The organism is Methylobacterium oryzihabitans (assembly GCF_004004555.2).
GTDB classification, from domain to species: domain Bacteria; phylum Pseudomonadota; class Alphaproteobacteria; order Rhizobiales; family Beijerinckiaceae; genus Methylobacterium; species Methylobacterium oryzihabitans.
In genome coordinates this window covers 278,132-299,932 of sequence record NZ_SACP01000003.1, presented here as the reverse complement: position 1 = coordinate 299,932, position 21,801 = coordinate 278,132, and the positions used below count along the sequence as shown (strand labels likewise).

20 protein-coding genes are annotated in these 21,801 nt (G+C 74.6%); 8 read left to right on the top strand and 12 right to left on the bottom strand.

All coding sequences use genetic code 11. The annotated features are described in order from the left end of the window. Together EOE48_RS05385 and EOE48_RS05380 are read left to right on the top strand one after the other, a co-directional pair. The coding region (locus EOE48_RS05385) for an NAD(P)-dependent oxidoreductase (protein WP_281292726.1) at positions 1–524 on the top strand (524 nt) is incomplete at its 5' end. Positions 525–533: 9 nt separating this feature from the next. Then, positions 534–1,049, top strand: a complete 516-nt coding sequence (locus EOE48_RS05380; protein WP_127727748.1) for a peptide deformylase — start codon at positions 534–536, stop codon at positions 1,047–1,049. A 257-nt stretch (positions 1,050–1,306) separates the two neighbouring features. On the opposite strand, the gene EOE48_RS05375 is transcribed toward EOE48_RS05380, so the two are convergent. The 5 genes from EOE48_RS05375 to EOE48_RS05355 all read right to left on the bottom strand — a co-directional run bounded on the left by EOE48_RS05375 (position 1,307) and on the right by EOE48_RS05355 (position 5,928). Beyond that, positions 1,307–2,200 (bottom strand): dihydrodipicolinate synthase family protein, encoded by an 894-nt coding sequence (locus tag EOE48_RS05375; protein ID WP_127727747.1) that lies wholly within the window; start codon positions 2,198–2,200, stop codon positions 1,307–1,309. Positions 2,201–2,362: 162 nt separating this feature from the next. Further along, the gene (locus EOE48_RS05370; protein ID WP_127727746.1) at positions 2,363–3,082 is read right to left on the bottom strand and encodes an NrsF family protein; all 720 of its coding nucleotides are present in this window, start codon (positions 3,080–3,082) and stop codon (positions 2,363–2,365) included. Then, positions 3,075–3,644 (bottom strand): sigma-70 family RNA polymerase sigma factor, encoded by a 570-nt coding sequence (locus EOE48_RS05365; RefSeq protein ID WP_127727745.1) that lies wholly within the window; start codon positions 3,642–3,644, stop codon positions 3,075–3,077. Before EOE48_RS05365 ends, EOE48_RS05370 begins: the two co-directional genes overlap by 8 nt. Before the next feature lie 335 nt (positions 3,645–3,979). Next, complete coding sequence (locus EOE48_RS05360) at positions 3,980–4,474, bottom strand: CYTH domain-containing protein (protein WP_127727744.1); 495 nt, start codon at positions 4,472–4,474, stop codon at positions 3,980–3,982. 80 nt (positions 4,475–4,554) lie between these two features. Continuing rightward, positions 4,555–5,928 carry a pentapeptide repeat-containing protein gene (locus EOE48_RS05355; protein ID WP_127727743.1) on the bottom strand — a complete coding sequence of 458 codons (1,374 nt, stop codon included), beginning with the start codon at positions 5,926–5,928 and terminating at the stop codon, positions 4,555–4,557. 358 nt (positions 5,929–6,286) lie between these two features. Between EOE48_RS05355 and EOE48_RS05350 the strand changes: the two genes are divergently transcribed. The 6 genes from EOE48_RS05350 (at position 6,287) to EOE48_RS05325 (ending at position 12,889) form a co-directional block, all read left to right on the top strand. Further along, a complete protein-coding gene (locus EOE48_RS05350) occupies positions 6,287–7,516 on the top strand; it encodes a 3-methyl-2-oxobutanoate dehydrogenase (2-methylpropanoyl-transferring) subunit alpha (protein ID WP_127727742.1) in 1,230 nt (409 codons plus the stop codon). A gap of 1 nt (position 7,517) precedes the next feature. Further along, positions 7,518–8,531 (top strand): alpha-ketoacid dehydrogenase subunit beta, encoded by a 1,014-nt coding sequence (locus EOE48_RS05345; RefSeq protein WP_127727741.1) that lies wholly within the window; start codon positions 7,518–7,520, stop codon positions 8,529–8,531. A gap of 2 nt (positions 8,532–8,533) precedes the next feature. Then, positions 8,534–9,931, top strand: a complete 1,398-nt coding sequence (locus EOE48_RS05340; RefSeq protein ID WP_127727740.1) for a dihydrolipoamide acetyltransferase family protein — start codon at positions 8,534–8,536, stop codon at positions 9,929–9,931. A gap of 3 nt (positions 9,932–9,934) precedes the next feature. Next, complete coding sequence (lpdA, locus tag EOE48_RS05335) at positions 9,935–11,329, top strand: dihydrolipoyl dehydrogenase (protein ID WP_127727739.1); 1,395 nt, start codon at positions 9,935–9,937, stop codon at positions 11,327–11,329. Between the two features lie 64 nt (positions 11,330–11,393). Beyond that, positions 11,394–11,741: a hypothetical protein gene (locus tag EOE48_RS05330; RefSeq protein WP_127727738.1), complete on the top strand. Its 348-nt coding sequence runs from the start codon at positions 11,394–11,396 to the stop codon at positions 11,739–11,741. A 104-nt stretch (positions 11,742–11,845) separates the two neighbouring features. Continuing rightward, a complete protein-coding gene (locus EOE48_RS05325; RefSeq protein ID WP_246153960.1) occupies positions 11,846–12,889 on the top strand; it encodes a DUF3616 domain-containing protein in 1,044 nt (347 codons plus the stop codon). Between the two features lie 861 nt (positions 12,890–13,750). On the opposite strand, the gene EOE48_RS29090 is transcribed toward EOE48_RS05325, so the two are convergent. The 7 genes from EOE48_RS29090 to hemA form a co-directional block, all read right to left on the bottom strand. Beyond that, positions 13,751–13,894: a hypothetical protein gene (locus tag EOE48_RS29090; RefSeq protein WP_187371316.1), complete on the bottom strand. Its 144-nt coding sequence runs from the start codon at positions 13,892–13,894 to the stop codon at positions 13,751–13,753. Continuing rightward, positions 13,891–14,949 (bottom strand): phytoene/squalene synthase family protein, encoded by a 1,059-nt coding sequence (locus EOE48_RS05320; RefSeq protein WP_127727737.1) that lies wholly within the window; start codon positions 14,947–14,949, stop codon positions 13,891–13,893. Before EOE48_RS05320 ends, EOE48_RS29090 begins: the two co-directional genes overlap by 4 nt. Next, entirely contained in the window at positions 14,930–16,456 is a 1,527-nt protein-coding gene (gene crtI, locus EOE48_RS05315) for a phytoene desaturase family protein (RefSeq protein ID WP_127727736.1), read from the bottom strand. The genes EOE48_RS05320 and crtI overlap by 20 nt, the downstream gene beginning before the upstream one ends. A 41-nt stretch (positions 16,457–16,497) precedes the next feature. Further along, entirely contained in the window at positions 16,498–17,397 is a 900-nt protein-coding gene (gene bchO / locus EOE48_RS05310) for an alpha/beta fold hydrolase BchO (RefSeq protein ID WP_127727735.1), read from the bottom strand. Between the two features lie 6 nt (positions 17,398–17,403). Further along, positions 17,404–19,131, bottom strand: coding sequence for a magnesium chelatase subunit D (locus EOE48_RS05305; protein ID WP_187371320.1), 1,728 nt, complete (start codon positions 19,129–19,131; stop codon positions 17,404–17,406). Beyond that, the gene (gene bchI, locus EOE48_RS05300) at positions 19,128–20,102 is read right to left on the bottom strand and encodes a magnesium chelatase ATPase subunit I (RefSeq protein ID WP_246153970.1); all 975 of its coding nucleotides are present in this window, start codon (positions 20,100–20,102) and stop codon (positions 19,128–19,130) included. The genes EOE48_RS05305 and bchI overlap by 4 nt, the downstream gene beginning before the upstream one ends. A 436-nt stretch (positions 20,103–20,538) precedes the next feature. Further along, on the bottom strand, positions 20,539–21,750 hold the full coding sequence (hemA, locus tag EOE48_RS05290; RefSeq protein ID WP_127727731.1) for a 5-aminolevulinate synthase: 1,212 nt from the start codon (positions 21,748–21,750) through the stop codon (positions 20,539–20,541). Positions 21,751–21,801 lie beyond the last annotated feature (51 nt).

The following is a 21,801-nucleotide window of genomic DNA, read 5'->3' as shown; positions in this document are numbered from 1 at the left end:
GCACGGTGGTGGACCTCGACGCGCTGGCCGGGGCGCTGCGCGACGGTCACCTGCGGGGGGCGGCGGTGGACGTGTTTCCGGTCGAGCCGGCGTCGAACGCGGAGCGGTTCGTGTCGCCGCTGCAGGGGTTGGACAACGTGATCCTGACGCCGCATGTCGGCGGGTCGACCGAGGAGGCGCAGGAGCGGATCGGGTCGGAGGTGGCGCGCAAGCTGGTGGATTACTCCGACATCGGCTCGACGGAGGGCGCGGTGAACTTCCCGCAGGTGCAGCTCGCCACGCGGCCGGCCGGCACCCGCTACATCCACGTCCACCGCAACCTGCCGGGCATGCTGCGGCGCCTCAACGAGGTCTTCTCGCGCCACGACATCAACATCGCGGCGCAGTTCCACCAGACCGACGGCGAACTCGCCTACGTGGTGGTCGAGGCCGAGGCCGAGGGCCACGACGCCGAGGCGCTGCTCACCGAGTTGCGGGCGATCGAGGGCACGATCCGCGCCCGCCTGCTCTACGAGCGCCGCTGAGGTCCGCCGGTGGCCGTCCTCCCGGTCGTCCTCTACCCGGACCCGCGCTTGCGCGAGCGCCTCGCGCCGGTGACGGCGTTCGGTCCCGACCTGCGGGCGGCCGCGGCCGACCTGCGCGACACCCTCGACCATCTCGGGGCGATCGGGCTCGCCGGCCCGCATCTGGGCCAGCCGGTGCGGTTCACGATGATCCGGCTGCCGGAGCCCGGCGCCCCGGCCGGCCTCTACGTCAATCCCGAGATCGTCTGGACGTCGCCCGAGACCGCGCGCCACCGCGAGGGCAGCGTGTCGCTGCCGGGCCTCGACGAGGAGGTCGAGCGCCCGGCCCGCCTCCGCCTGCGCTACCAGGGCCTCGACGGCGCCGTCCACGAGGCCGAGGCCTCCGGCTTCCTCGCCGCCTGCCTCCAGCACGAGATCGACCAGCTCGACGGCGTGTTCTGGCTCGACCGCCTGTCGCGGCTCAAGCGCGAGCGGCTGCTCAAGCGGCACGACCGGCGCCGGCGCGAGGCCGCCGGGCGGCGGTGACGGGGCGGTCTGCGAGCGCACGCCAACCCTCCCCCCTCCGCGGGGGAGGGTTGCCCCGCGGAGCAGGGCGGGCCGGGACGAAGTCCCGCAAGAGGGGACGACGCTTCCGGAGAGGTCGCGACCTGGATGACGGGCGCCACCTTCGGAATCGTCGCGCTCCCCTCTCCCGACCCGGCCTGACGGCCGGGCCACCCTCCCCCGCAGAGGGGGGAGGGTTCGGGCGGTGCGCTCGAACGAACCGCCGGCCGGATGGCTGCTCACCCGTCTCCCAGCCCTCCGACCCGCGCCAGGATCCCGCGCAGGTCCTCGATCCCCGCCCCGTCGAGGGGCGCCTGCGGCGGGATCGGGGCGCCGACCGGAAAGCCCTGCAAGTCCAGCCCGGCCTTGACGCAGGCGGCCAGCCCGTAGCGGGCGAAGGCCTGGTTGACCGGCCACAGCGCGCGCTGGAGCGCCATCGCGCCGGGCCAGTCGCCGGCACGGGCGCGGTCGTAGAGGGCGACGCTCTGGCGCGGCACGAGGCAGGCGGGTCCGGCCATCCAGCCGACGCCGCCGATCAGCATGACGCAGGCCGGGATGTGCGAGGACGCGGCGAAGACCTGCATCCGGCCCTCGGTCTCGCCGAGGATCGACAGCAGCCGGCCGGTATTGGTCGAGGCGTCCTTGATGTAGCGGATGTTCGGCACCCGCGAGAGCCGCCGGATCAGCGGCAGCGACAGGTCGGCGCGCTGGAAGCTCGGATTGGTGTAGAGCACCACCGGCCCGGCGACCTCGGCGGCGATGCGGGTGAAATAGTCCTCGATCCCCGCATCCGAGACCGGGAAGTAGGCCTCCAGCGTCGCCATCACGCCGTCGGCGCCGCGGGCCATGACCTCGCGGGCGAGGGAGACGGCGCCCGCGACCGTGGTGTCGGCGACGCCGGCGATCACCGGGACCCGGCCGCGGGCGACCTCCACCACCGTCTCGACCACCGCGAGCTTCTGCTCGCGGGTGAGATAGGCGAACTCGCCGGTCGAGCCGAGCGGGGTCAGGCCGTGGATGCCGGCGTCGATCAGGTGCTCGACGAGGCGGGCCAGGACCGGCCGCATCACCCGCCCGTCGTCGTCCACCGGCGAGACGAGATAGGGGAACACCCCGTGAAGTGCGGCGGGCATCGCGGCGCCTCCCCTGGTGCGGCGGGTCTTCGCCGCGTCAGCCCCTGTCTGCCGATCCCGTCCGCCCGCCGCAAGAGGCCGGCCCGAGCACCCCAGGGCCATCGCTTTAGAGCGATCGCCCTGGTTTTTTGCTTGGCCTCACGCGCCAGCGTTCGCATCCGCTCACTTGGCTTTCGCTCCGCTCTGCGCGCCCGGCATGGAGCGTCGCCCTGCGGGCGACCGCAGGACAATCGCTGAAGCGATGGCCCTGCCGAGCACCCGCCCGCCCGCCGCGAAGTTCGCCGCGACCACGAGCGCGACGGCGACGACGTGGACCGCGAGGTCGGCCGCGGTCGCGGCGTGCGGGTGGACGAGGGCGAGGAGGGCCGCGGCGCCGGCCGCCGCCGCGAGGCCGCCGAGGCAGGCGGTCAGCGTCGGGCGCAGCGGACAGGTCCGGCGCAGCATGACGATCGCGAGCAGCGAGAGCGGCAGCGACAGGCCGAGGATGATCGCGGCGCAGCCCCCGGTCCCGTCCGGCGCCACGGACGAAGGCGACGCGTCGAGGCAGCCGACGCCGCTCGCGCCGAGCCACAGGATCGCCGGCGGCAGCGGCAGCAGCGCCCACCACCGGCTGCGCCCGGGCACCCCGCTGAGGCAGGCCGCACACGCGGCGGCGAGCGCCGTCGCCCCGGCGCCGAGGGCGGCGGCGAGGGCGTCCGGGGCCGCCATCCGCTGGCGCAGGGCGCCGATGTCGGCGGCGGCGACGAGCAGGACCAGGGCGAGGCCGGCGAGCGCGGCGAACCACGCCAGGGCGCGCAGCAGCGGCGACGCCAGCGGGCGCACCGGCGCGAGGTCGTCGGCGAGGGCGTCCAGCAGCGGGGCGTGGCGGGAGATCTCAGACATCGGCGCCGCTCCCGTCGCGGGTCAGCGCCGCGCGCAGGGCCTTCAGCGCCCGGTGCAGGTTGACCTTCAGGGCGCCCTTGCTGCGTCCGGTCAGCGCCGCGGCCTCGTCGAGGCTGCGCTCGGCGAGGCCGAGATGCTCCACCGCCTCGCGCTGGCGCTCGGGCAGGGCCGCCATCGCGGCGACGAGGCGGCGGCGGTCGTCGCGGCGCTCGAGCCCGTCGCCGGGCAGCGGCCCGTCGTCGGCATGGGCCTCGTAGGCGATCGGATCGTGGCTCTCGCGCGGCCGGCGGCCCTGCCGGCGCAGGGCGTCGACGGTGCGGCGCTGGGCGATCGCGCGCAGCCACGGCAGGAACGGGCGCGCCGGGTCCCAGGTCCGCCGCGCCCGGTGCACCGTCAGCAGGGTCTCCTGCACCACGTCGTCGACCTCGTCGGGCGGCAGGCCCTGGCGACGGGCGGCGGCGGCGATCACCGGCACGCAGGCCGCCAGCAGGGCGCGGTAGGCGGCGGCGTCGCCGTCCTGCGCCGCCCGCATCCCCGCGGCGAGACGCTGCTCGGTGTCCATCCCCTGCATCCTCTGGGCGGGAGCCCGGAGCCGCGACACTCCCGCATCGCGGCCGTCCTGGCGAGGGGCGATCGCGGGCTGCGGACAGGGCCAGCAGACGGTGCTCACCGGGGATTCCCGGAGAGCGAAGCCGGCAGGCGGACGGGCGGGCGGGTCATCGCGGGGATCCCGGTCACGAGAAGGGGCACCCCCTCCCCTTCGCCCCCGGGCCGCCCATGGTTACAGCGGCCGTCATATGGTTTCCGATTGATCGCTTCGCGATGCGGAAACCGCCTTCGCTCAGGCGCCGCGCGGGCTGGTGATACGGTTTTTGAACGAACCGTCCAAAAACCGTATCAGCCGAGGGCCGCCAGGATCTCGCGCCGGCCGGCCTCGGCGCCGAGGCGCAGGAGCGTCGCCTGCCGGAAGCGCGGGTCGCCGGTGACCTCGCGGCCGGTCCAGTCCGGCGCCTCGAACGGCTGGTCGTCGTGGTCAAGCTCGACCTCGGCCAGCACGATGCCGGCCAGCGATCCCTCGTAGACGTCGACCTCCCAGGTCAGGCCGGCATGGGGCACCTCGTAGCGGGTCTTCTCGATCAGGTCGCCGGCGCACAGGCCGCGCATCATCGCCTCGGCGTCCTCGCGGGGGATCGCGTACTCGAATTCCGGCCGGCCGATGCCGACCCGCGGCCCCTTGACGGTGAGCCAGGCGCCGTCGTCGTCGAGGCGCACCCGGACCTTGCCGGCGGGAAACTGCCCGATCAGCCCGTCGCGCAGGCGCCGGCGCCGCACCGCGCGGGGCCGCCAGCCATCATGCGACACCAGAAACTTACGCTCGACCTCGAACCGCATGGATGACGTGGACCCTCGTGCGCGTGCGCCTTAGCACAGGTTGCAGCGCGGTCGTGAATACGCAGCGCCCGCGGAGGCGGTCAGCGCCGCAGGCGGTTGCCGAGCACGAAGCCGAACAGGCCCATCAGGATGATCCCGGCCGCGCCCTGCGCCCCCACCAGCAGGTTGGTGACCCGGCCAACCGGCTTGATGCCGATCTCCGGCGGGTTGGCGGTCATCATGTTGAGGGCGCTGTAGCTGACGAGGTCGAGGACGTTGTAGGTCGGCCGCAGGCCGTCCTCCTCCAGCAGCAGGCCGCCGGTGGCGCCGTACAGCACGGCGAACAGCGCGATCACCACCGCGAAGGCCCGCACCAGCCGCGACAGGCTCTCGCCGTAGTCGCACAGCCACTCCACGAAGCGGTCGGAGACCCAGCGGTAGCCGTGCGAGACCGCCGCCCGGGCGTCCCGCCCGCGCCACGCCGCACGCGCCTGCACGAAGGCGTGGCGCCTTCCCATCCGGCGTCCGCGCTTGTAGGCCCAGCGCGATTCCTCGTGGCTGCCGATGCTCCTGAGATTCTGTTCGAGGGCGAGGTAGCTCGCCTTCGCCGCCTCGTACTCGCCCGCGACCTCCTCGCCGACCGCGCCGCCGAGCTGCTCGACCCGGAACCGCGTGCCGGTGAGCCACGCCCCGGCGAAGCGGACGTGGCGCAGGTTGCAGGTGGCGAGGTCGAGCCGCACGAGGTTGGTGTCGGAGAGGTCGGCGCCCGACAGGTCGGCGCCGTCGAGCTTCAGGCCGGTGAGGTTCGCCCCGCGCAGGCGGGCGTTGACGAGCTTCGCCTTCTTGAGGCTCGCGCCCTCGAAATCGGCGTGGGTGAGGTTGGTGTCGCTGAGGTCGGCCTCGTCGAGGCGGGCGCCGCGGAACACCGAGTAGTCGGCGTCGGCCCCGGCGAAGTCCGCCCCCCACAGGTCGGCGCGGGAGAAGTCGGCGCCGTCGAGGAGCGCCCGCGGCAGCTTGGCGAACCGCATCGCGGCGTCGGCGAAGGTCGCGTCCTCCACCATCGCGTCGGCGAACCGCGCCTGCCCGCCGACGATGCCGGTGAAGTCGGCGCCGCTGAGGTCGGCCTCGGCGAAGTCGGCCTCCTCGATCCGGGCGCCCGCGAACCGCGCCGAGCGGCCGAGCACCCCGGCGAGGGAGGCCCGGGCGAGGTTGGCGCCCGACAGGTCCGCCTCGATCAGGTCGGCGCCGGCGAGCCCGGCCTCGGCGAGGTTCAGCCCGCCGGCCTCGTCGAGCCAGGGCGGCGGGTCTCCGGCCCCGGCATGCGGCGCGAGGTCGGCGCGCCCGGCCCGCACGCCGCGCAGGTCGAACGGCCCGTCCCCGCGCAGGGGCCGGCCGGCGCTCCGGGCGAGAACGGCGAGGAAGGCGGAGAGCCGCGGATCGGCCGCGACGCCGGCGTCGTCCTGATCCTGACGCATGATCGCGCGAGCCCGCTTCCCGTGAGAGCACCAACCCGGCCGCGACGGCGGTCCCGGCGGGCGCGACCGCGACTGACCCCGTGGCCGCCGCGATGTCAACGCGGGCCCATGCGCTTTCCGGGCCACGGCGCCCGGGCGCGGTGCGGGGTTGCGCGATTTCGGGGATGACGCGACCGGGGCGGGATGCGCTACACCGTGGGCGGGCCGCGACGGGAGGGGCCCGCCGACACGCCACGCCGCCGCGAGGATCGCCGGATGATCGCGCGACGCCCGCTCCGGGCGCGTCGCGGGTCCCGGCGCCCTGCGCTTCCCCGCACCGATCGACCGTCCGCATCCCCTCTCCCGCAAGGGTCCCTCGATGCCGCCAGACGCCCTCAGCCTCCACGTTCCGGAACCGGCCGTCCGCCCGGGCGGCAACCCGAGCTTCTCCGATCTCGACATCCCCGAGGCCGGCGCGGTCCGCCGGCCGGAGGTCGACGTGGCGGCGGCCGAGATCCGCGACCTCGCCTACACGCTGATCCGGGTGCTCGACGCCGACGGCGTCGCGGTCGGGCCCTGGGCCGGCTCGCTCACCGACGAGGAGCTGCTCGCGGGGCTTCGCGACATGATGAAGCTGCGCGCCTTCGATGCCCGCATGCTGATGGCCCAGCGCCAGGGCAAGACCTCGTTCTACATGCAGCATCTCGGCGAGGAGGCGGTGAGCACCGCGTTCCGGCGGGCGCTCGAACCCGGCGACATGAACTTCCCGACCTACCGGCAGGCCGGGCTGCTCGTCGCCGGCGGCTACCCGCTGGTCGACATGATGTGCCAGATCTACTCGAACGAGGCCGACCCGCTGCTCGGCCGGCAATTGCCGGTGATGTACTCGGCCAAGGATCACGGCTTCTTCTCGATCTCCGGCAACCTCGCGACCCAGACCGTCCAGGCGGTCGGCTGGGCGATGGCCTCGGCGATCAAGAACGACAGCCGCATCGCCGCCGCCTGGATCGGCGACGGCTCGACCGCCGAGTCCGACTTCCACGCCGCGCTGGTCTTCGCCTCGACCTACCGGGCGCCGGTGGTGCTCAACGTCGTCAACAACCAGTGGGCGATCTCGACCTTCCAGGGCTTCGCCCGCGGCGGGTCCTCGACCTTCGCGGCGCGCGGCCACGGCTTCGGCATCCCGGCGCTCCGGGTCGACGGCAACGACTACCTCGCGGTCCACGCGGTGGCGAAGTGGGCGGTCGAGCGGGCGCGCCGCAACCTCGGGCCGACGCTGGTCGAGTACGTCACCTATCGCGCCGGCGCGCACTCGACCTCCGACGACCCCTCGGCCTACCGGCCGAAGACCGAGTTCGACGCCTGGCCCCTCGGCGATCCCGTCGCGAGGCTCAAGACCCACCTGATCGCCCGCGGCGCGTGGTCGGAGGAGCGTCACCGCCAGGGCGAGGCCGAGATCCTCGACGAGGTCGTGGCGGCCCAGCGCGAGGCCGAGGCCCACGGCACCCTGCATGCCGGCGGCAAGCCGTCGCCGCGCGACATGTTCGAGGGCGTCTTCTCCGAGATGCCGCCCCATCTGCGCCGCCAGCGCCAGCAGGCGGGGTACTGAGATGCCGCGCCGCACGATGATCGAGGCCATCCGCGACGCGATGGCGGTGGCGATGGAGCGCGACGACGACGTCGTCGTGTTCGGGGAGGACGTCGGCTATTTCGGCGGCGTGTTCCGTTGCACGCAAGGATTGCAGGCGCGGTTCGGCAAGAGCCGCTGCTTCGACGCGCCGATCAGCGAACTCGGCATCGTCGGCGCCGCGGTCGGCATGGCGGCCTACGGGCTCAAGCCCTGCGTCGAGATCCAGTTCGCCGACTACATGTATCCGGCCTACGACCAGATCGTCTCGGAGGCGGCGCGCCTGCGCTACCGCTCGGGCGGGCAGTTCACCGCCCCGATGGTGGTGCGGATGCCGACCGGCGGCGGCATCTTCGGCGGCCAGACCCACAGCCAGAGCCCCGAGGCGCTGTTCACGCACGTGGCCGGCCTCAAGACCGTGGTGCCGTCGAACCCCTACGACGCCAAGGGGCTGCTGATCGCCGCGATCGAAGATCCCGACCCGGTGATCTTCCTGGAGCCCAAGCGGCTCTACAACGGCCCCTTCGACGGCCATCACGACCGGCCGGTGACGCCGTGGGCGCGCCACGACCTCGGCGAGGTGCCGGACGGGCACTACACCGTGCCGCTCGGCAAGGCGGCGATCCGGCGCGAGGGCAGCGCCGTGACGGTGCTGGCCTACGGCACGATCGTCCACGTCGCCGAGGCCGCCGCCGCCGAGACCGGGATCGATGCCGAGATCGTCGACCTGCGCACGCTGCTGCCCCTCGATCTGGAGACGATCGAGGCCTCGGTGCGCAAGACCGGGCGCTGCGTCATCGCCCACGAGGCGACCCTGACCTCGGGCTTCGGCGCCGAGTTGGCGGCCCTGGTGCAGGAGACCTGCTTCTACCACCTGGAGGCGCCGATCGTCCGGGTGGCGGGCTGGGACACGCCGTACCCGCACGCCCAGGAATGGGCCTATTTCCCGGGCCCCGAGCGCGTCGGCCGGGCCCTTCGCGCCGCGCTGGAGGGCTGACCATGGGTTTCCGCATCGTCAAGCTCCCCGACATCGGCGAGGGCGTGGCCGAGGCCGAAGTCTCGGCCTGGCACGTCAAGGTCGGGGACGTGGTCCGCGAGGACCAGCCGCTCGCCGACGTGATGACCGACAAGGCGACCGTCGAGATTCCCTCGCCGGTCAGCGGTACCGTCGCGGCGCTGGGTGCCGAGGCCGGCCAGATGCTGGCGGTCGGTGCCGAGCTGGTGCGGCTCGAAGTCGAGGGCGGCGAGGCCGCGCCGCAGACGGCGACCCCGGACGCCGGCGTCACGGTGGCGCCCGAGGTGGCGAAGGCCCAGGATGCCGCGGCGGGCCAGCCGTCCGCGGCCCTGGTCCCGGCCGCGGACGGCCTGGAGCCGGCGCCGCCGGTGTCCCGCTCCGAACCGGCCAAGCCGGCCGCGGCGCCCGCAGCCCCCGAGGCCAAGCCGGCGGCAGCAAAGCCCGCGCCCCGTGCCTCGACTCCCCCTCCGGCGGCCCCGGCCTCCGGCCCGCCGCGGCCTCCGGGCGAGAAGCCGGTCGCCTCGCCGGCCTTGCGTCGGCGGGCCTTGGAAGCCGGCATCGACCTGCGGCAGGTCCGCGGCACCGGACCGGCCGGCCGCATCGGCCACGACGACCTCGACGCCTACCTCGCCGCCCCGCCCGACGACGCCGCGCCGGTGCCCGCCGGCCGGGCGCCCCGGACGGCGGTCGAGGAGATCAAGGTCATCGGCCTGCGCCGGCGCATCGCCCAGCGCATGGCCGACGCCAAGCGGCGGGTCGCGCACTTCTCCTACGTCGAGGAGGTCGACGTGACGGCGCTGGAGGAGCTGCGCGCGGCGCTGAACGGGCGCCACGGTGCGAGCCGCCCGAAGCTGACCCTGATCCCGTTCCTGGTCCAGGCGCTGGTGCGGACCCTTCCGGACTTCCCGCAGATGAACGCCCACTACGACGACGAGGCGGAGGTGATCCTTCGCCATGCCGGCGTGCATGTCGGCATCGCCACGCAGACGCCGTCCGGCCTGATGGTGCCGGTCCTGCGCCACGCCGAGACCCGCGACCTGTGGTCGTCCGCCGCCGAGGTGCGGCGCCTCGCCGAGGCCGCGCGCAACGGGCTCGCCGCCCGCGACGAGCTGTCGGGCTCGACCATCACCATCACGTCGCTCGGCGCGCTCGGCGGCATCGTGACGACGCCGGTCATCAACCGGCCCGAGGTCGCGATCCTCGGCGTCAACAAGCAGGTCACGCGGCCGGTCTGGCGAGACGGCGGGGTGGTGCCGCGCCTGATGATGAACCTCTCGGCCTCGTTCGACCACCGGGTGGTCGACGGCTACGACGCCGCCCTGTTCGTGCAGGCGCTGAAGGCCCTGCTGGAGACGCCCGCGATGCTGTTCATGGAGGCCTGATCGTTGAGCGAGATCACCACCAAGCTCCTCGTCCTCGGCGGCGGGCCGGGCGGCTACGTCGCGGCGATCCGGGCCGGCCAGCACGGCATCGACACCGTGCTGGTCGAGGAGAACCGGCTGGGCGGCACCTGCCTCAACGTCGGCTGCATCCCCTCGAAGGCGCTGATTCACGCCGCCGAGGCGTTCCACGCCGCCGTGCTGCAGGCCGGAGACGGCTCGCCGTTCGGGCTCTCGGCCGGGCCGCCGACGCTCGATTTCGGCCGCACGGTCGGCTGGAAGGACGGCATCGTCGGGCGGCTCAACACCGGGGTCGCGGCGCTGCTCAAGCGCGGCGGGGTCAAGATCCTGCGCGGGCGCGGGCGGATGGTCGACGGCAAGACCTGCCTCGTCGAGACCGATACCGGGCCCGAGCGGGTGCGGGCCGAGCACGTGATCCTCAGCACCGGCTCGGTGCCCGCAGCCCTGCCCCACCTGCCCTTCGGCGGGCGCGTCGTCTCGTCGACCGAGGCCCTGTCGCTGCCGCGGGTGCCCGCCACCATGGCGGTGGTCGGGGCGGGCTATATCGGGCTCGAACTCGGCACCGCCTTCGCCAAGCTCGGGGCGAAGGTCACGGTCGTCGAGATGGCCGAGCGGATCCTGCCGGCCTACGATGCCGAACTGACCCGGCCCGTCGCCCGTCGCCTCGGCGCGCTCGGCATCGAGGTGCTGCTCGGCGCGAGAGCCACCGGCCTGTCGGCCTCGGGCGAGGCGCTCGCCGTCGAGGCCGGCGGCGAACTCCGAAACATTCCCGCCGAGGTGATCCTGGTCGCGGTCGGGCGCAAGGCGCGGACGCAGGATTGCGGGCTCGACCGGCTCGACCTCGACATGAGCGGGCCGTTCATCCGCATCGACGAGCGCTGCGCCACCTCGATGCGCAACGTCTGGGCGGTCGGCGACGTCACCGGCGAGCCGATGCTGGCCCATCGCGCCATGGCGCAGGGCGAGATGGTCGCCGACCTCGTGGCAGGCCGCCGCCGCGCCTTCCACAAGGTCGCGATCCCCGCCGTCTGCTTCACCGACCCGGAGGTGGTCTCCGCCGGCCTGTCGCCCGAGGAGGCCCGGGCCGCCGGCCACGAGATCCGCACCGGCCTGTTCCCCTTCGCCGCCAACGGCCGCGCGATGACGCTGGGAGCCGAGGACGGCTTCGTGCGGGTGACAGCGCGGGCCGACAACCACCTCGTGCTCGGCATCCAGGCGGTGGGCGCGGGGGTGTCGGAACTGTCGTCCGGCTTCGGCCTCGCCCTCGAGATGGGCGCCCGGCTGGAGGACGTCGCCGGCACCATCCACGCCCACCCGACCCTCGGCGAGGCGTTCCACGAGGCGAATCTCCGGGCGCTCGGCGAGGCGCTGCACATCTGACCCCGGGCGAATCGTCCGGCGATATGCGAGAGCATCGTCCGTCCGAGCCCGCGGATGGACGAGCATGAGCGAGAAGAGGCGCCGGGCCACGGCGGCGGAGATCCGCGGCCGGGCCTTCCACGACGTGATCGAGTGGCTGGAATACCGCGCCGCGATCTGCCGCGACGGGCTGGAACGCCACGCCGCCGCGCGGGGCGCCGACAGCCGGGCCGTCGCGGACGAGCGGGCGGCGGCGTTCGAGGCCGAGCTGATCCTGCGCGAGATCGGCAGGCTGGCGCTCCAGCCGCCGCGGTCGCGGGCGTTCCGGCAGGCGGCGGAGGCGCGGCGGCTCTTCGTGGCGGAGCAGCGGGAGCGGGCCGGCGGGGACGTCTGCCGCAGCATCGCCGGCCCGCCCGACGCGCCTTCGTCTTGAGACGCGAAGAATTCTTCATCTCCCCGATTGAACGCAGCCTAGACCGCGTGAAATATAGCGGCGGCGGTCCCGCGCCGACGGGCCGCGGAACGGGGAGGATCGCCATGACAGCTCTGGGCATGACCCGGCTGGGGACGCTCGTGTCTGCGCTCACGCTCTGTCTCGCGACGCAAGGCGCGCGCGCCGAGGTGAAGGCGGGACCTGTCCTGATGCATTGGGGCCTGTGCGAGGCGTCGGGCGCCGTCCCCTACCCGGCCGGCAGCTTCGGCGACCGCTTCCTGGTGGTCGGCGACGGGGACAACACGCTGCGGCTCTACAAGGCCAACGAGTCAGGCCCGCCGCTCGCCCTGAAGGGCGGCGACCTCGACGGGGCGCTGGCGACCGGCGCCCGCGAGGAGCCGGCGGCGGCCGACCTCGAATCCCTCGCCTGGCTCGGCGGCGACCTCGTGCTGATGGGCTCCCACGGCCGCGACGCCGAGGGCCGGACCCGCGAGGCGTCACGGCAGACCCTCGCCCTGACGGTGGGCGGCGATCCGAAGGCCCCGACGGTGACGCCGAAGGGTCAGGCGTTCCGGGGCCTCGCCAAGGCGATCGCCGACCTCGACCCGCGCCTGTCCGAGCGGGTCGCGGTCGACCTCGCGGCGAAGGCGAGCCTCAGCCCGCGCCGGCGCGGCCTCGCGGTCGAGGGCCTGAGCCCGGCCCCCGACGGGCGCGGCCTGCTGGTCGGCCTGCGCAACCCGCTCAACGCCGACAACGACGCCCTCGTGGTGCCATGGGAGAATCCCGCCGAGGTGCTGGCGGGCGGAGCCGCGCCCAAGCTCGGCAAGCCGATCGCCCTCGATCTCAAGGGGCGCGGCATCCGCGCCATCGCGTACGCCGCTGACGCCAAGGCGTATTTCATTGTCGCGGGCGGCTCGGGCAGCGGCGGCGAGGCCGCCGACCTCTACCGCTGGTCCGGCAAGGCCGGCGAGGCGCCGACCCGGATCCCCGGCGTCGCCGCGGCGGTGGCGGCGATTCCCGACTTCCAGCCCGAGGCCGCGCTGGTCTCGCCCGACGGCAGCAAGGTCCGGCTCATCAGCGACGACGCCGACATCTGCCCGGCGCGCAAGCCGCTGGCGTTCCGCAGCGTAGTGCTGGAACTGGAGTGACGACGCGGCGCGCCCCTCCCGATCCCTCGATCGATCGGTATCGTCAGGGGGCGTCGAGGATACCGAGCGACGCCATGGCGCGCGTCGCGCGGCATGGGACGAAGAAGTCCCGGAGCGCCGCGAAACGAGGCGATGCGCCTCATCGTCTGCTGCCGATATGATAACCGGGACTGGTCTGGCTCGGGGGTCTCGGATCGCGGAGCCGCAGAATCAGGACGGCTGCGAGCGCGGCCGCCACGGCGATGATCGCGAATCGCGTTGCCGTGTCGGAGCGTCTGCCGTTCACAGGCAAGTTCCTCCATAATCCCCCGAGGCCGATACGAGCGTTCCCACCTCCGCGTGCCAGCGCACGCGCCAAGTCAAGACGCAGGCCGAACTCGGCAGCGTCAGGCTCGCCCAGCGCTCTCCGTTTCGGCCAGGGAGGTCGGACGCTTGGAGAGCGAAACCCTCGTCACGAAGACGCTGGGTCAGGGCGGCTTCCGAAGAGCCGGGCGGGAAGGCCTCCGCGATGCGCGCCCGGAAGACGGGATCAGCCTCGGTGAATCTGGCCGGGAGCCCTCGCGCGAGAGCTGGTAGCGGCGTGCTCGGAGCCCACGAGCGCAAGGCCATCATGGGCACGGCGACGATGGCCACCACCGTGCTCACGATCGCTCCGCCGAGCAGCAGGACGCTCGTTCGACCCTTCATGACGCATGGATGCACCAAGCCGCGACCGCTTTCCAGCCCCCGGCAGGCCTTCACCCCATCGACCTGAGCGCTGATGCAGCGCGAGGTTCTGTCGTCGGGGAGGCGAGGCGGCCCTTTGGGCGTATGATACAGCTTTTGAACGATCCGTTCGGACACCCCTATGACGACCCGCCGTCACCTGTCCGGCGAGCGCCGATCCTCCGAGCGCGCCGCCAGCCGCTTGTCCCGCCGCAGTACCCAGAGCTGCCAGAACCCGAATCCCAGCACCGCCCCGAAGACCAGCCCGAAATCCAGCAGCGCGAACAGCGTCTCGTTCACGACGGGGCGGGCCCGCCGAGGCGCTCGCGCTCGCGCAGGGTCTCGATGAGATCGAGGACCCGCACGGCCCGGCCGCCGAGGTTCCACCAGGCCGGGCGCGCCACGACCGCCGGCAGCGGCGTCGCCGCCACCGCCTCGACCAGGAACGCTGCCTCCGGCAGGGGCGGCCGCGCCGCCCGGCGGGCCGAGGCGGTGAGCGCCGCGCGGGCGAGGAGCCGCGCCTTGCGGGTGCCCGGCACGCGGGCGCGGCGCGTCACCGGGTCGAGCCCGCCGCGTTCGAGGTCGCGGCCGATCTCGGCGTAGATCAGGCCCGCCGCCCGCACCGCCGGCCGGCAGGCGGGCGGCAGCATCGCGATGCCGGATTCGGCGCGGGCGTAGAGCCGGTCGGCGACGGCGAGCAGGCGGGCGACCACGGCGGCCAGCGCCGGTCCCGGCTCCGGACGGGCCAGGAAGGCGTCGGGGTCGAGGCCGGCCTCGTGCAGCCAGGATTCCGGCAGGTAGAGGCGCCCGGCGCGGGCATCCTCGCCGACGTCGCGGGCGACGTTGGTGAGCTGCATGGCGATGCCGAGGTCGCAGGCCCGCGCGAGCGCCTCGGGCGAGCGCTCGCCCATCACCAGGGTCATCATCGCGCCGACCGATCCGGCGACCCGGGCCGCGTAGGCGACGAGCGACGACAGGTCCGGGTGGCGCCGCCCGGCGGCGTCCCAGGCCAGACCGTCGAGGAGCGCGGCGGGCAGCGCCTCGGGGATCGCGTGGCGGGCGACGATCTCGGCCAGCGCCCGGTCGGCCGGCGCGTCGTGCGGCCGGCCGGCATAGGCGAGCGCGAGGCGCGCCCGCAGACGCGGCACCGCGTCCGCCCGTGCCCCCTCCCCGTCGACCGCGTCGTCCGAGAGGCGGCAGAAGGCGTAGAGCCCGTAGGCATCGCGGCGCACGGCGCGCGGCAGCAGCCAGGAGGCGGCGTAGAAGCTGCGCGACCCGGTGCGGATCGCCGCCCGGCAGGCGGCGTGGTCGGCGGCGCGAGCAGCGAAAGGTGAGTCAGGCGAAGACGGCAGCATCGGGCACCACGCGATCGAGGATCTTCGACGAGGACAGCACGCCCGGCAGCCCGGCCCCCGGATGGGTGCCGGCGCCGACGAGGTAGAGGTGGCGCACCGCGCCGCAGCGGTTGTGCGGGCGGAAATACGCGCTCTGGGTCAGGATCGGTTCGAGGCCGAAGCCCGAGCCGCGCCACGCCAGGAAGTCGTTGCAGAAGTCCTGCGGCGTCGTCACCCGCGAGGTGACGAGGCTCTGCGACAGGCCCGGCAGGATGGTGGCCTCGAGGCGCGCGGCGATGCGCTGCCGGAACGGCTCGGCGAGGGCGGCCCAGTCCTGCCCGCCGGCGAGGTTCGGCACCGGGGCGAGCGCGTAGAACGCATCGTGGCCGGGGGGCGCGACGCCCGGATCGGTCGCGGTCGGGCGGTGCAGGTAGAGGCTCATGTCCTCGGCCAGCACCTTGCGGGAGAAGATGTCGTCGAGGAGCCCGCGGTAGCGCGGACCGAGCAGGATCGTGTGATGGGCGAGGTCCGGATAGGTCCGCCGCGTGCCGAAATACCAGACGAACACGCCCATCGAGGACTGCGCCCGGCCCAGCCGCCGCTCGCGCCAGCCCCGCGCCTCGGGCGGGAGCAGGTGCCGCGCCGTGACGACCGAATCGGCGTTCGACACCACCACGTCGGCGGCGATCTCGCGGCCGTCAAGGAGCGCCACGCCGCGGGCGGCACCGTCCCGGACCAGGATGCGCTCCACCTCGGCGCCGCAGCGGACCTCGCCGCCCTGGCCCTCGATCAGGTTCACCAGCCCGCGCACCAGGGCGCCGGTGCCGCCGAGCGCCGAGTGCACGCCCCAGCGCCGCTCCAGGGCGGCGATCAGGCCGTAGAGCGCGCTCGCCCGGAACGGCGAGCCGCCGATCAGCAGCGGGTGGAAGCTGAACGCGGTGCGCAGGCGCTCGTCGCGGAACACCGACGACACCAGGGCATGGAGGCTGCGGTGGCCACCGATCCGCACGAGATCGGGGGCGACGCGCAGCATGTCGGTCAGGCGCCCGAACGGCACCGCGCCGAGCTGCTCGAACCCGACCCGGCACAGCTCGTCCGAGAGCGCCATGAAGCGGTCGTAGGCGGGGGCCTCGCCGGGGCTGAGACGCTCGACCTCGGCGCGCATCGCCTCGGCCTCGCCGCACATCGCGAAGCTCGTGCCGTCGTCGAAGCGGATGCGGTAGAACGGCCGCATCGGCACCAGCGTCACGTCGTCGGCGAGGTGCCGCCCGCACAGGCGCCACAGTTCCTCGAACAGGAACGGCGCCGTGACGATGGTCGGGCCGGCATCGAAGGTGAACCCGTCCTGGCGGTGGACCCGCGCCCGTCCGCCGGGCTGGTCGAGCCGTTCGAGCACGCTGACCCGGTAGCCCCGGGCGCCGAGCCGGACCGCCGCCGCGAGCCCGCCGAAGCCGCTGCCGATCACCACCGCACGGGGTCGGCGCCGGGCGGACGTGACCCGCGGCGGCGCGTCGTCGACTGTCAACATAAGTTGACACTATCATCACGGTCGGCCGCTCTGGCAAGGGCTCAGGAAGCGTTTGCCGAAAGGACTCCCTCGCGCTCCGCCCCGGCCCGGATCAGCCCCGCCACCACTTCCGGCTTCTCCTCGTGGGCGAGATGCCCGAGGCCGCGCAGCAGCTCCACCCTGGCCCGGGCGCCGAGGCGCTTGGCGAGGCCGAAGGAGACGTCGGGCGCGATGGTGCGGTCCTGGCCGCCGACGATCAGCAGCAAGGGCGGGCTCAGGCGGGGCAGGTCGCGGTCGAGGGCGACGAGGTCCCAGTTCGCCATCATGCCGAGCGCCCCGGCGACGTGGCCGGGCTTGGCGAACAGGCGCCGGTAGAGGTCGAGGCCGGCGCGGTCGAGGGTCGAGCCGGTGCCGTGGATCAGCCGCTCCACCGCGGCCCGGTCGGCCGACCACGCGAAGACCCGCGGCGTGACCGGGTTGAGGAACAGGGCGCGCGCCATCGCCGGGAAGATGAAGCCGGCCATGCCGGGAAACGGCTTCAGCGCCGCGTTGAGCCCGACGAGGAGACGCGGCGCCACCGCGCCGTCGAGGCACAGCCGCGCCAGGATCGCGGCGCCGGCGGAGTGGCCGACGACGAGAGCGGGCGCGACGCCGAGGACGGAGAGGAGCGCGGCGACGGCCTTCGCCATCCGCGGCAGCGAGGGCGTCGGCAGCGGGTCGGTGAAGCCGTGGCCGGGCAGATCCGGGGCGATCACCCGGAAGCTTGGCGCGAGCAGCGGCTGCAGCCCGCGCCAGGAATGGGTCGCCGCGCCGGTGCCGTGGATCAGCAGCAGCGGCGGGCCCTCGCCCGCCTCCTGCACGTGCCACGTCAGGCCGCCGGCAGCGACGAAGCGGCTCGTTTCGCGGTTCGGCCAGTCGCGGCCCTCCCGCGCGAAGGCGGGCCTGTCGTCGGAGAGGAGCATCGCGGGTCAACCGGACGGAACGGCCTCGCGCACGGCCCGGGTCAGGCGCGCGGCATCGGCCTGCGGCATCGGCAGGTAGCGCGCCTGCATCGCCGCGGCCAGCGCCCGGGCGCCGTCCTGCGGGCGCGACGCGGTGTCGACCACGATCGCGCGGGTGCCCCCGGCGGCGAGCACGCGGGCGGCCACGAGGGCATCCGCCGCCGCCTGCGCCCGGCCGGGCGCACCGGAGCGCGCGACGTTGGCGCGGCCGTCGGTGAGCAGCACCACCGCCGGGCTGCGCCCGGCCCGGCGCTCGGCGGCGGCGAGAGCGGCCGCGGTCTCGATCCCGGCGGCGAGCGGCGTGCCGCCGCCGCCCGGCAGGGAGGCGAGCGCGCGCTTGGCGCGCACCAGCGAGCGGGTCGGGGCCAGCAGCAGGTCGGCGCCGGCGCCGCGGAAGGCCACGAGGGCGACCCGGTCGCGGCGCACGTAGCACTCGGCGAGGAGCGATTCGACCGCGCCCTTGGCCTCGGCGAGCCGTTCCAGGGCCGCCGAGCCGGAGGCGTCGACGGCGAAGATCGTCGTGGTCTCGCGCCGCTGCACGAGACGGCGGATGCGGAGGTCTTCCGCCGCGATGCGCAGGCCTGCCTCGCCGGCGCCCCGCCGCAGGCGCTGCCACGGGGCGGCGGCCCGCAGGGTCTCGATCAGCGCGAGGCGCCCGCGGCGCGGATCGCCGGGCCGGGCGCCGACCGGTCGGCCGCGCCGCGCCTGCGCGACCGCACCGGCGCGGCCGGCACCCGGCGCGCGGGTGCGCGGCCCCTCGCCGGCGAGCAGGCGGGCGAGAAGACCGTGCGGCAGGCTCGCGGCGGCGGCGGCGAGGATGCGGTCCTCCGCGCCGTCGCGGCCGGCGGGCCCCGCCTCGTCGCCGTCCGGGGGCGGCCCGGCCGTCTCCGCTTCGTCTTCGGATTCGTCCTCGGCCTCCCGGGGCCACGCCGCGGCGCGAGGGGCGAGAACCAGCGCGGCGGCGGCGGCGAGGTCGGGATCCTCCACCGCCGCGCGCCCGGCGAGCGCCGCGTGCAGGCGGGCGACGCGCAGGGCGTGGAGCGGCGCGCGCAGCGAGGCGATGGCGAGCCGGGCCGCGAGGGCGCACACAGTCTCGGCCGTCTCGGGCGGCACGACGGTCCGGGCGGCGCGGGCGGCGGCGAGGTCCGGCAACGGACGGGCTGCGACCGATCCCGGCGGGACGGCGTCGAGGTCGAGGTGGATCGCGGCGCGGTCGGAGAGGGCGGCGGGCAGGGTCTCGTCGCCCTCGCCCTCGTCGAGGAGGATCAGGCCGATCCGCGCCGGATGCCGGGCCGCGACGCCGTCGCGGGCGACCTCGACGGAGCCGGTGTCGAGCACCCCGGCGATCCGCGCCGCGGTGCCGGGTGCCAGCCGCTCGGCCATCGGCACCACCACCGCGCCGCCGTGGCTGCGGGCGAGCAGGCCCGGCTGCGTCACCGGCCGCCCGGTCCGCAGGGTGGCGGGCAGATCGAGCCCGCCGAGGAGCGCGTCGTCGGCGATGCCGGGCGGCAGGCGCGTCACCGGCATCCCGGCGGGAAGAAGCGCGCGCAGCCGATCGAGCCACGCGTCGCGCACGGGGCCGGGGCGGGCGCGCAGCACGACGCAGGCGGCCGCCGGATCGAGCGCCGCCAGATCGGCCGCGAGGCAGGCCAGCGCCCAGGCCGCGTCCGGGGCCGGGCTTGGCGCGGGGCTCACCCGAGGACCTCGGCCAGCGCCCGGGCGATGCGGGCCTCGGACCCGGCCTCGTCGAGGGGGCTGCGCCGCAGGCGGTGGCCGAGGGCGCTCGGGGCGACGGCGCGGAGCTGGTCGAGGGTCACGGTCTGCACCCCGTCGAGGGCCGCCAGGGCGCGTGCGGTGCGCATCAGCGTGAGTTCGCCCCGCAGCCCGTCGGTGCCGAGCGCGAGGCACAGGCGGGCCGCCGCCTCCAGCACCGCGTCGGGCACCGCGACGCGGCCCAGGCGCTCGCGGGCCGAGACGATCTGCCGGCCGAGCCGCGCCTCCTCGCCGGCCCATTCGGCGGCGAAGCCGGCCGGGTCGCGCTCGTAGGCGTCGCGGCGCCTCACGATCGTCACCCGGCTCGCGAGGTCGGTCGGGGTCGCGACCTGGACGGCGAGGCCGAAGCGGTCGAGGAGTTGCGGACGCAGCTCCCCCTCCTCCGGGTTGCCGCTGCCGACGAGGACGAAGCGCGCCGGGTGGCGCAGGCTCAGGCCCTCGCGCTCGACGGTGTTGACGCCGGAGGCCGCCACGTCGAGGAGCAGGTCGACAAGGTGGTCCTCCAGCAGGTTGACCTCGTCGATGTAGAGGAAGCCGCGATTGGCCCGGGCGAGCAGCCCCGGCTCGAACGCCTTCTCGCCGGCCCCGAGCGCCCGGCCGATGTCGAGGGCGCCGACGACCCGGTCCTCGGTGGCGCCGAGCGGCAGGTCGACGACGGGCACCGGCACGGTCCGGGCGGCGAGGCCCTGCGGCCGGCGCGCGGCGCACTCGGCGCAGAGGGCGCCGGCCTCGGCGGGATCGCAGGCATACGGACATCCTTCCACCGCCCGCATCGGCGGCAGCAGGGCGGCGAGCGCCCGCACGGCGGTGGACTTGCCGGTGCCGCGGTCGCCGAAGACCAGCACGCCGCCGACCGAGGGATCGACCGCCGCGACCAGCAGCGCGCGCCGCATGGCGTCCTGTCCGACGATGGCCGCGAACGGATAGGGCGGGCGGGCCGCCGCCTCGGCGCGGATTCCGGGCTCCACGACGATCGGCTTCGAGAAGCCCGGCTTAGGAGCCCGCCGGGACAGGGCCGATGGGGTGGGGGCCACGGTGGGTCCTCGCGGGTGGGTCGTGCGGAGCAGGATCGGCCGGGGAAGCGGGATTGTCTAATGAAATTGACGGTCGATTTTGATGACAGCTACAGCACGGTTGCTTGCGAAAGAACCCTCCCCCCTCTGCGGGGGAGGGTGGTCCCTGCGTCAGCAGGGGTCGGGAGAGGGGCGGCGCGACGCTGGTCCAGGGGGAGCCCGTCACCACAGTCGCGATATTTCCGGATGGGTGGTTCCCCTCTCCCGCCCGGCTCCGCCGGGCACCCTCCCCCGCGGAGGGGGGAGGGTCGGGGCGTCACGCCGCCCGCGCCAGCCCGATCCGGCCCCAGATCGTGCCGAGCGCCCGCGCCAGATGGTCGATGTCGGCGTCGCTGTGCAGCGGCGAGGGGGTGATGCGCAGGCGCTCGGTGCCGCGGGGCACGGTGGGATAGTTGATCGGCTGGACGTAGATCGCGAACTCGTCGAGGAGCGTGTCGCTGATCTGCTTGCACAGCACCGGGTCGCCGACCATCACCGGCACGATGTGGCTCGGGTTGTCGAGGAGCGGGATGCCGATGGCCGAGAGCCGCCGGCGCACCGCCGCGACCCGGTCCTGGTGGCGGGCGCGCTCGACCCCGCTGGTCTTGAGGTGGCGGATGCTCGCCGCCGCGCCGGCCGCGATGGCGGGGGGCAGCGAGGTGGTGAAGATGAAGCCCGAGGCGAAGCTGCGCACGAAGTCGCACAGGGCCGTGGACGCGGCGATGTAGCCGCCCGAGACCGCGAACGCCTTGCCGAGGGTGCCCTCGATCACCGTGAGGCGGTGCATCAGCCCCTCGCGCTCGGCGATGCCGCCGCCGCGCGGGCCGTAGAGCCCGACGGCGTGGACCTCGTCGAGATAGGTCATGGCGCCGTGGGCCTCGGCGACGTCGCACAATTCGGCGATCGGCGCGATGTCGCCGTCCATCGAGTAGACCGACTCGAAGGCGACGAGCTTCGGCAGGGCCGGATCGACGAGGCGCAGCTTGCGGTCGAGATCCTCGGGATCGTTGTGGCGGAAGATGTGGCGCTCGGCCCGGCTCGACCGGATGCCCTCGATCATCGAGGCGTGGTTGTCCTCGTCGGAGAACACGACGCAGCCCGGCAGCTTCGAGGCCAGGGTGCCGAGCCCGGCCCAGTTCGAGACGTAGCCGGAGGTGAACAGCAAAGCCGCTTCCTTGCCGTGCAGGTCGGCGAGCTCGCGCTCCAGGAGCACGTGGTAGTGGTTGGTGCCCGAGATGTTGCGGGTCCCGCCCGCGCCGGCGCCGCAGCGGTCGATCGCCTCGTGCATCGCCCCGGTCACCGCCGGGTGCTGGCCCATGCCGAGATAGTCGTTCGAGCACCACACAGTCACCTCGCGGATGCCGTGGGCGCCGTGCTGGGTGGCGTAGGGAAACCGGCCGGCCAGCCGTTCGAGGTCGGTGAAGACCCGGTAGCGGCCCTCGCGGTGCAAGCCCTGGAGGGCGGCGGAGAACATGGCGTCGTAGTTCATCGAGCGTCCCCTTGTACGGTGTTCGTCCGGTCGTGTTCTTGTGGTTGTCGG

Coding starts and splice junctions, on each gene's coding strand:
- EOE48_RS05355 (WP_127727743.1), bottom strand. CDS start 5,928: ATGCGTCAGGATCAGGACGACGCCGGCGTCGCGGCCGATCCGCGGCTC.
- EOE48_RS05360 (WP_127727744.1), bottom strand. CDS start 4,474: ATGCGGTTCGAGGTCGAGCGTAAGTTTCTGGTGTCGCATGATGGCTGG.
- EOE48_RS05320 (WP_127727737.1), bottom strand. CDS start 14,949: ATGCTGCCGTCTTCGCCTGACTCACCTTTCGCTGCTCGCGCCGCCGAC.
- EOE48_RS05345 (WP_127727741.1), top strand. CDS start 7,518: ATGCCGCGCCGCACGATGATCGAGGCCATCCGCGACGCGATGGCGGTG.
- EOE48_RS05365 (WP_127727745.1), bottom strand. CDS start 3,644: ATGGACACCGAGCAGCGTCTCGCCGCGGGGATGCGGGCGGCGCAGGAC.
- EOE48_RS05325 (WP_246153960.1), top strand. CDS start 11,846: ATGACAGCTCTGGGCATGACCCGGCTGGGGACGCTCGTGTCTGCGCTC.
- EOE48_RS05330 (WP_127727738.1), top strand. CDS start 11,394: ATGAGCGAGAAGAGGCGCCGGGCCACGGCGGCGGAGATCCGCGGCCGG.
- crtI (WP_127727736.1), bottom strand. CDS start 16,456: ATGTTGACAGTCGACGACGCGCCGCCGCGGGTCACGTCCGCCCGGCGC.
- EOE48_RS05370 (WP_127727746.1), bottom strand. CDS start 3,082: ATGTCTGAGATCTCCCGCCACGCCCCGCTGCTGGACGCCCTCGCCGAC.
- hemA (WP_127727731.1), bottom strand. CDS start 21,750: ATGAACTACGACGCCATGTTCTCCGCCGCCCTCCAGGGCTTGCACCGC.
- bchO (WP_127727735.1), bottom strand. CDS start 17,397: ATGCTCCTCTCCGACGACAGGCCCGCCTTCGCGCGGGAGGGCCGCGAC.
- EOE48_RS05375 (WP_127727747.1), bottom strand. CDS start 2,200: ATGCCCGCCGCACTTCACGGGGTGTTCCCCTATCTCGTCTCGCCGGTG.
- bchI (WP_246153970.1), bottom strand. CDS start 20,102: ATGCGGCGCGCGCTGCTGGTCGCGGCGGTCGATCCCTCGGTCGGCGGC.
- EOE48_RS05340 (WP_127727740.1), top strand. CDS start 8,534: ATGGGTTTCCGCATCGTCAAGCTCCCCGACATCGGCGAGGGCGTGGCC.
- EOE48_RS05350 (WP_127727742.1), top strand. CDS start 6,287: ATGCCGCCAGACGCCCTCAGCCTCCACGTTCCGGAACCGGCCGTCCGC.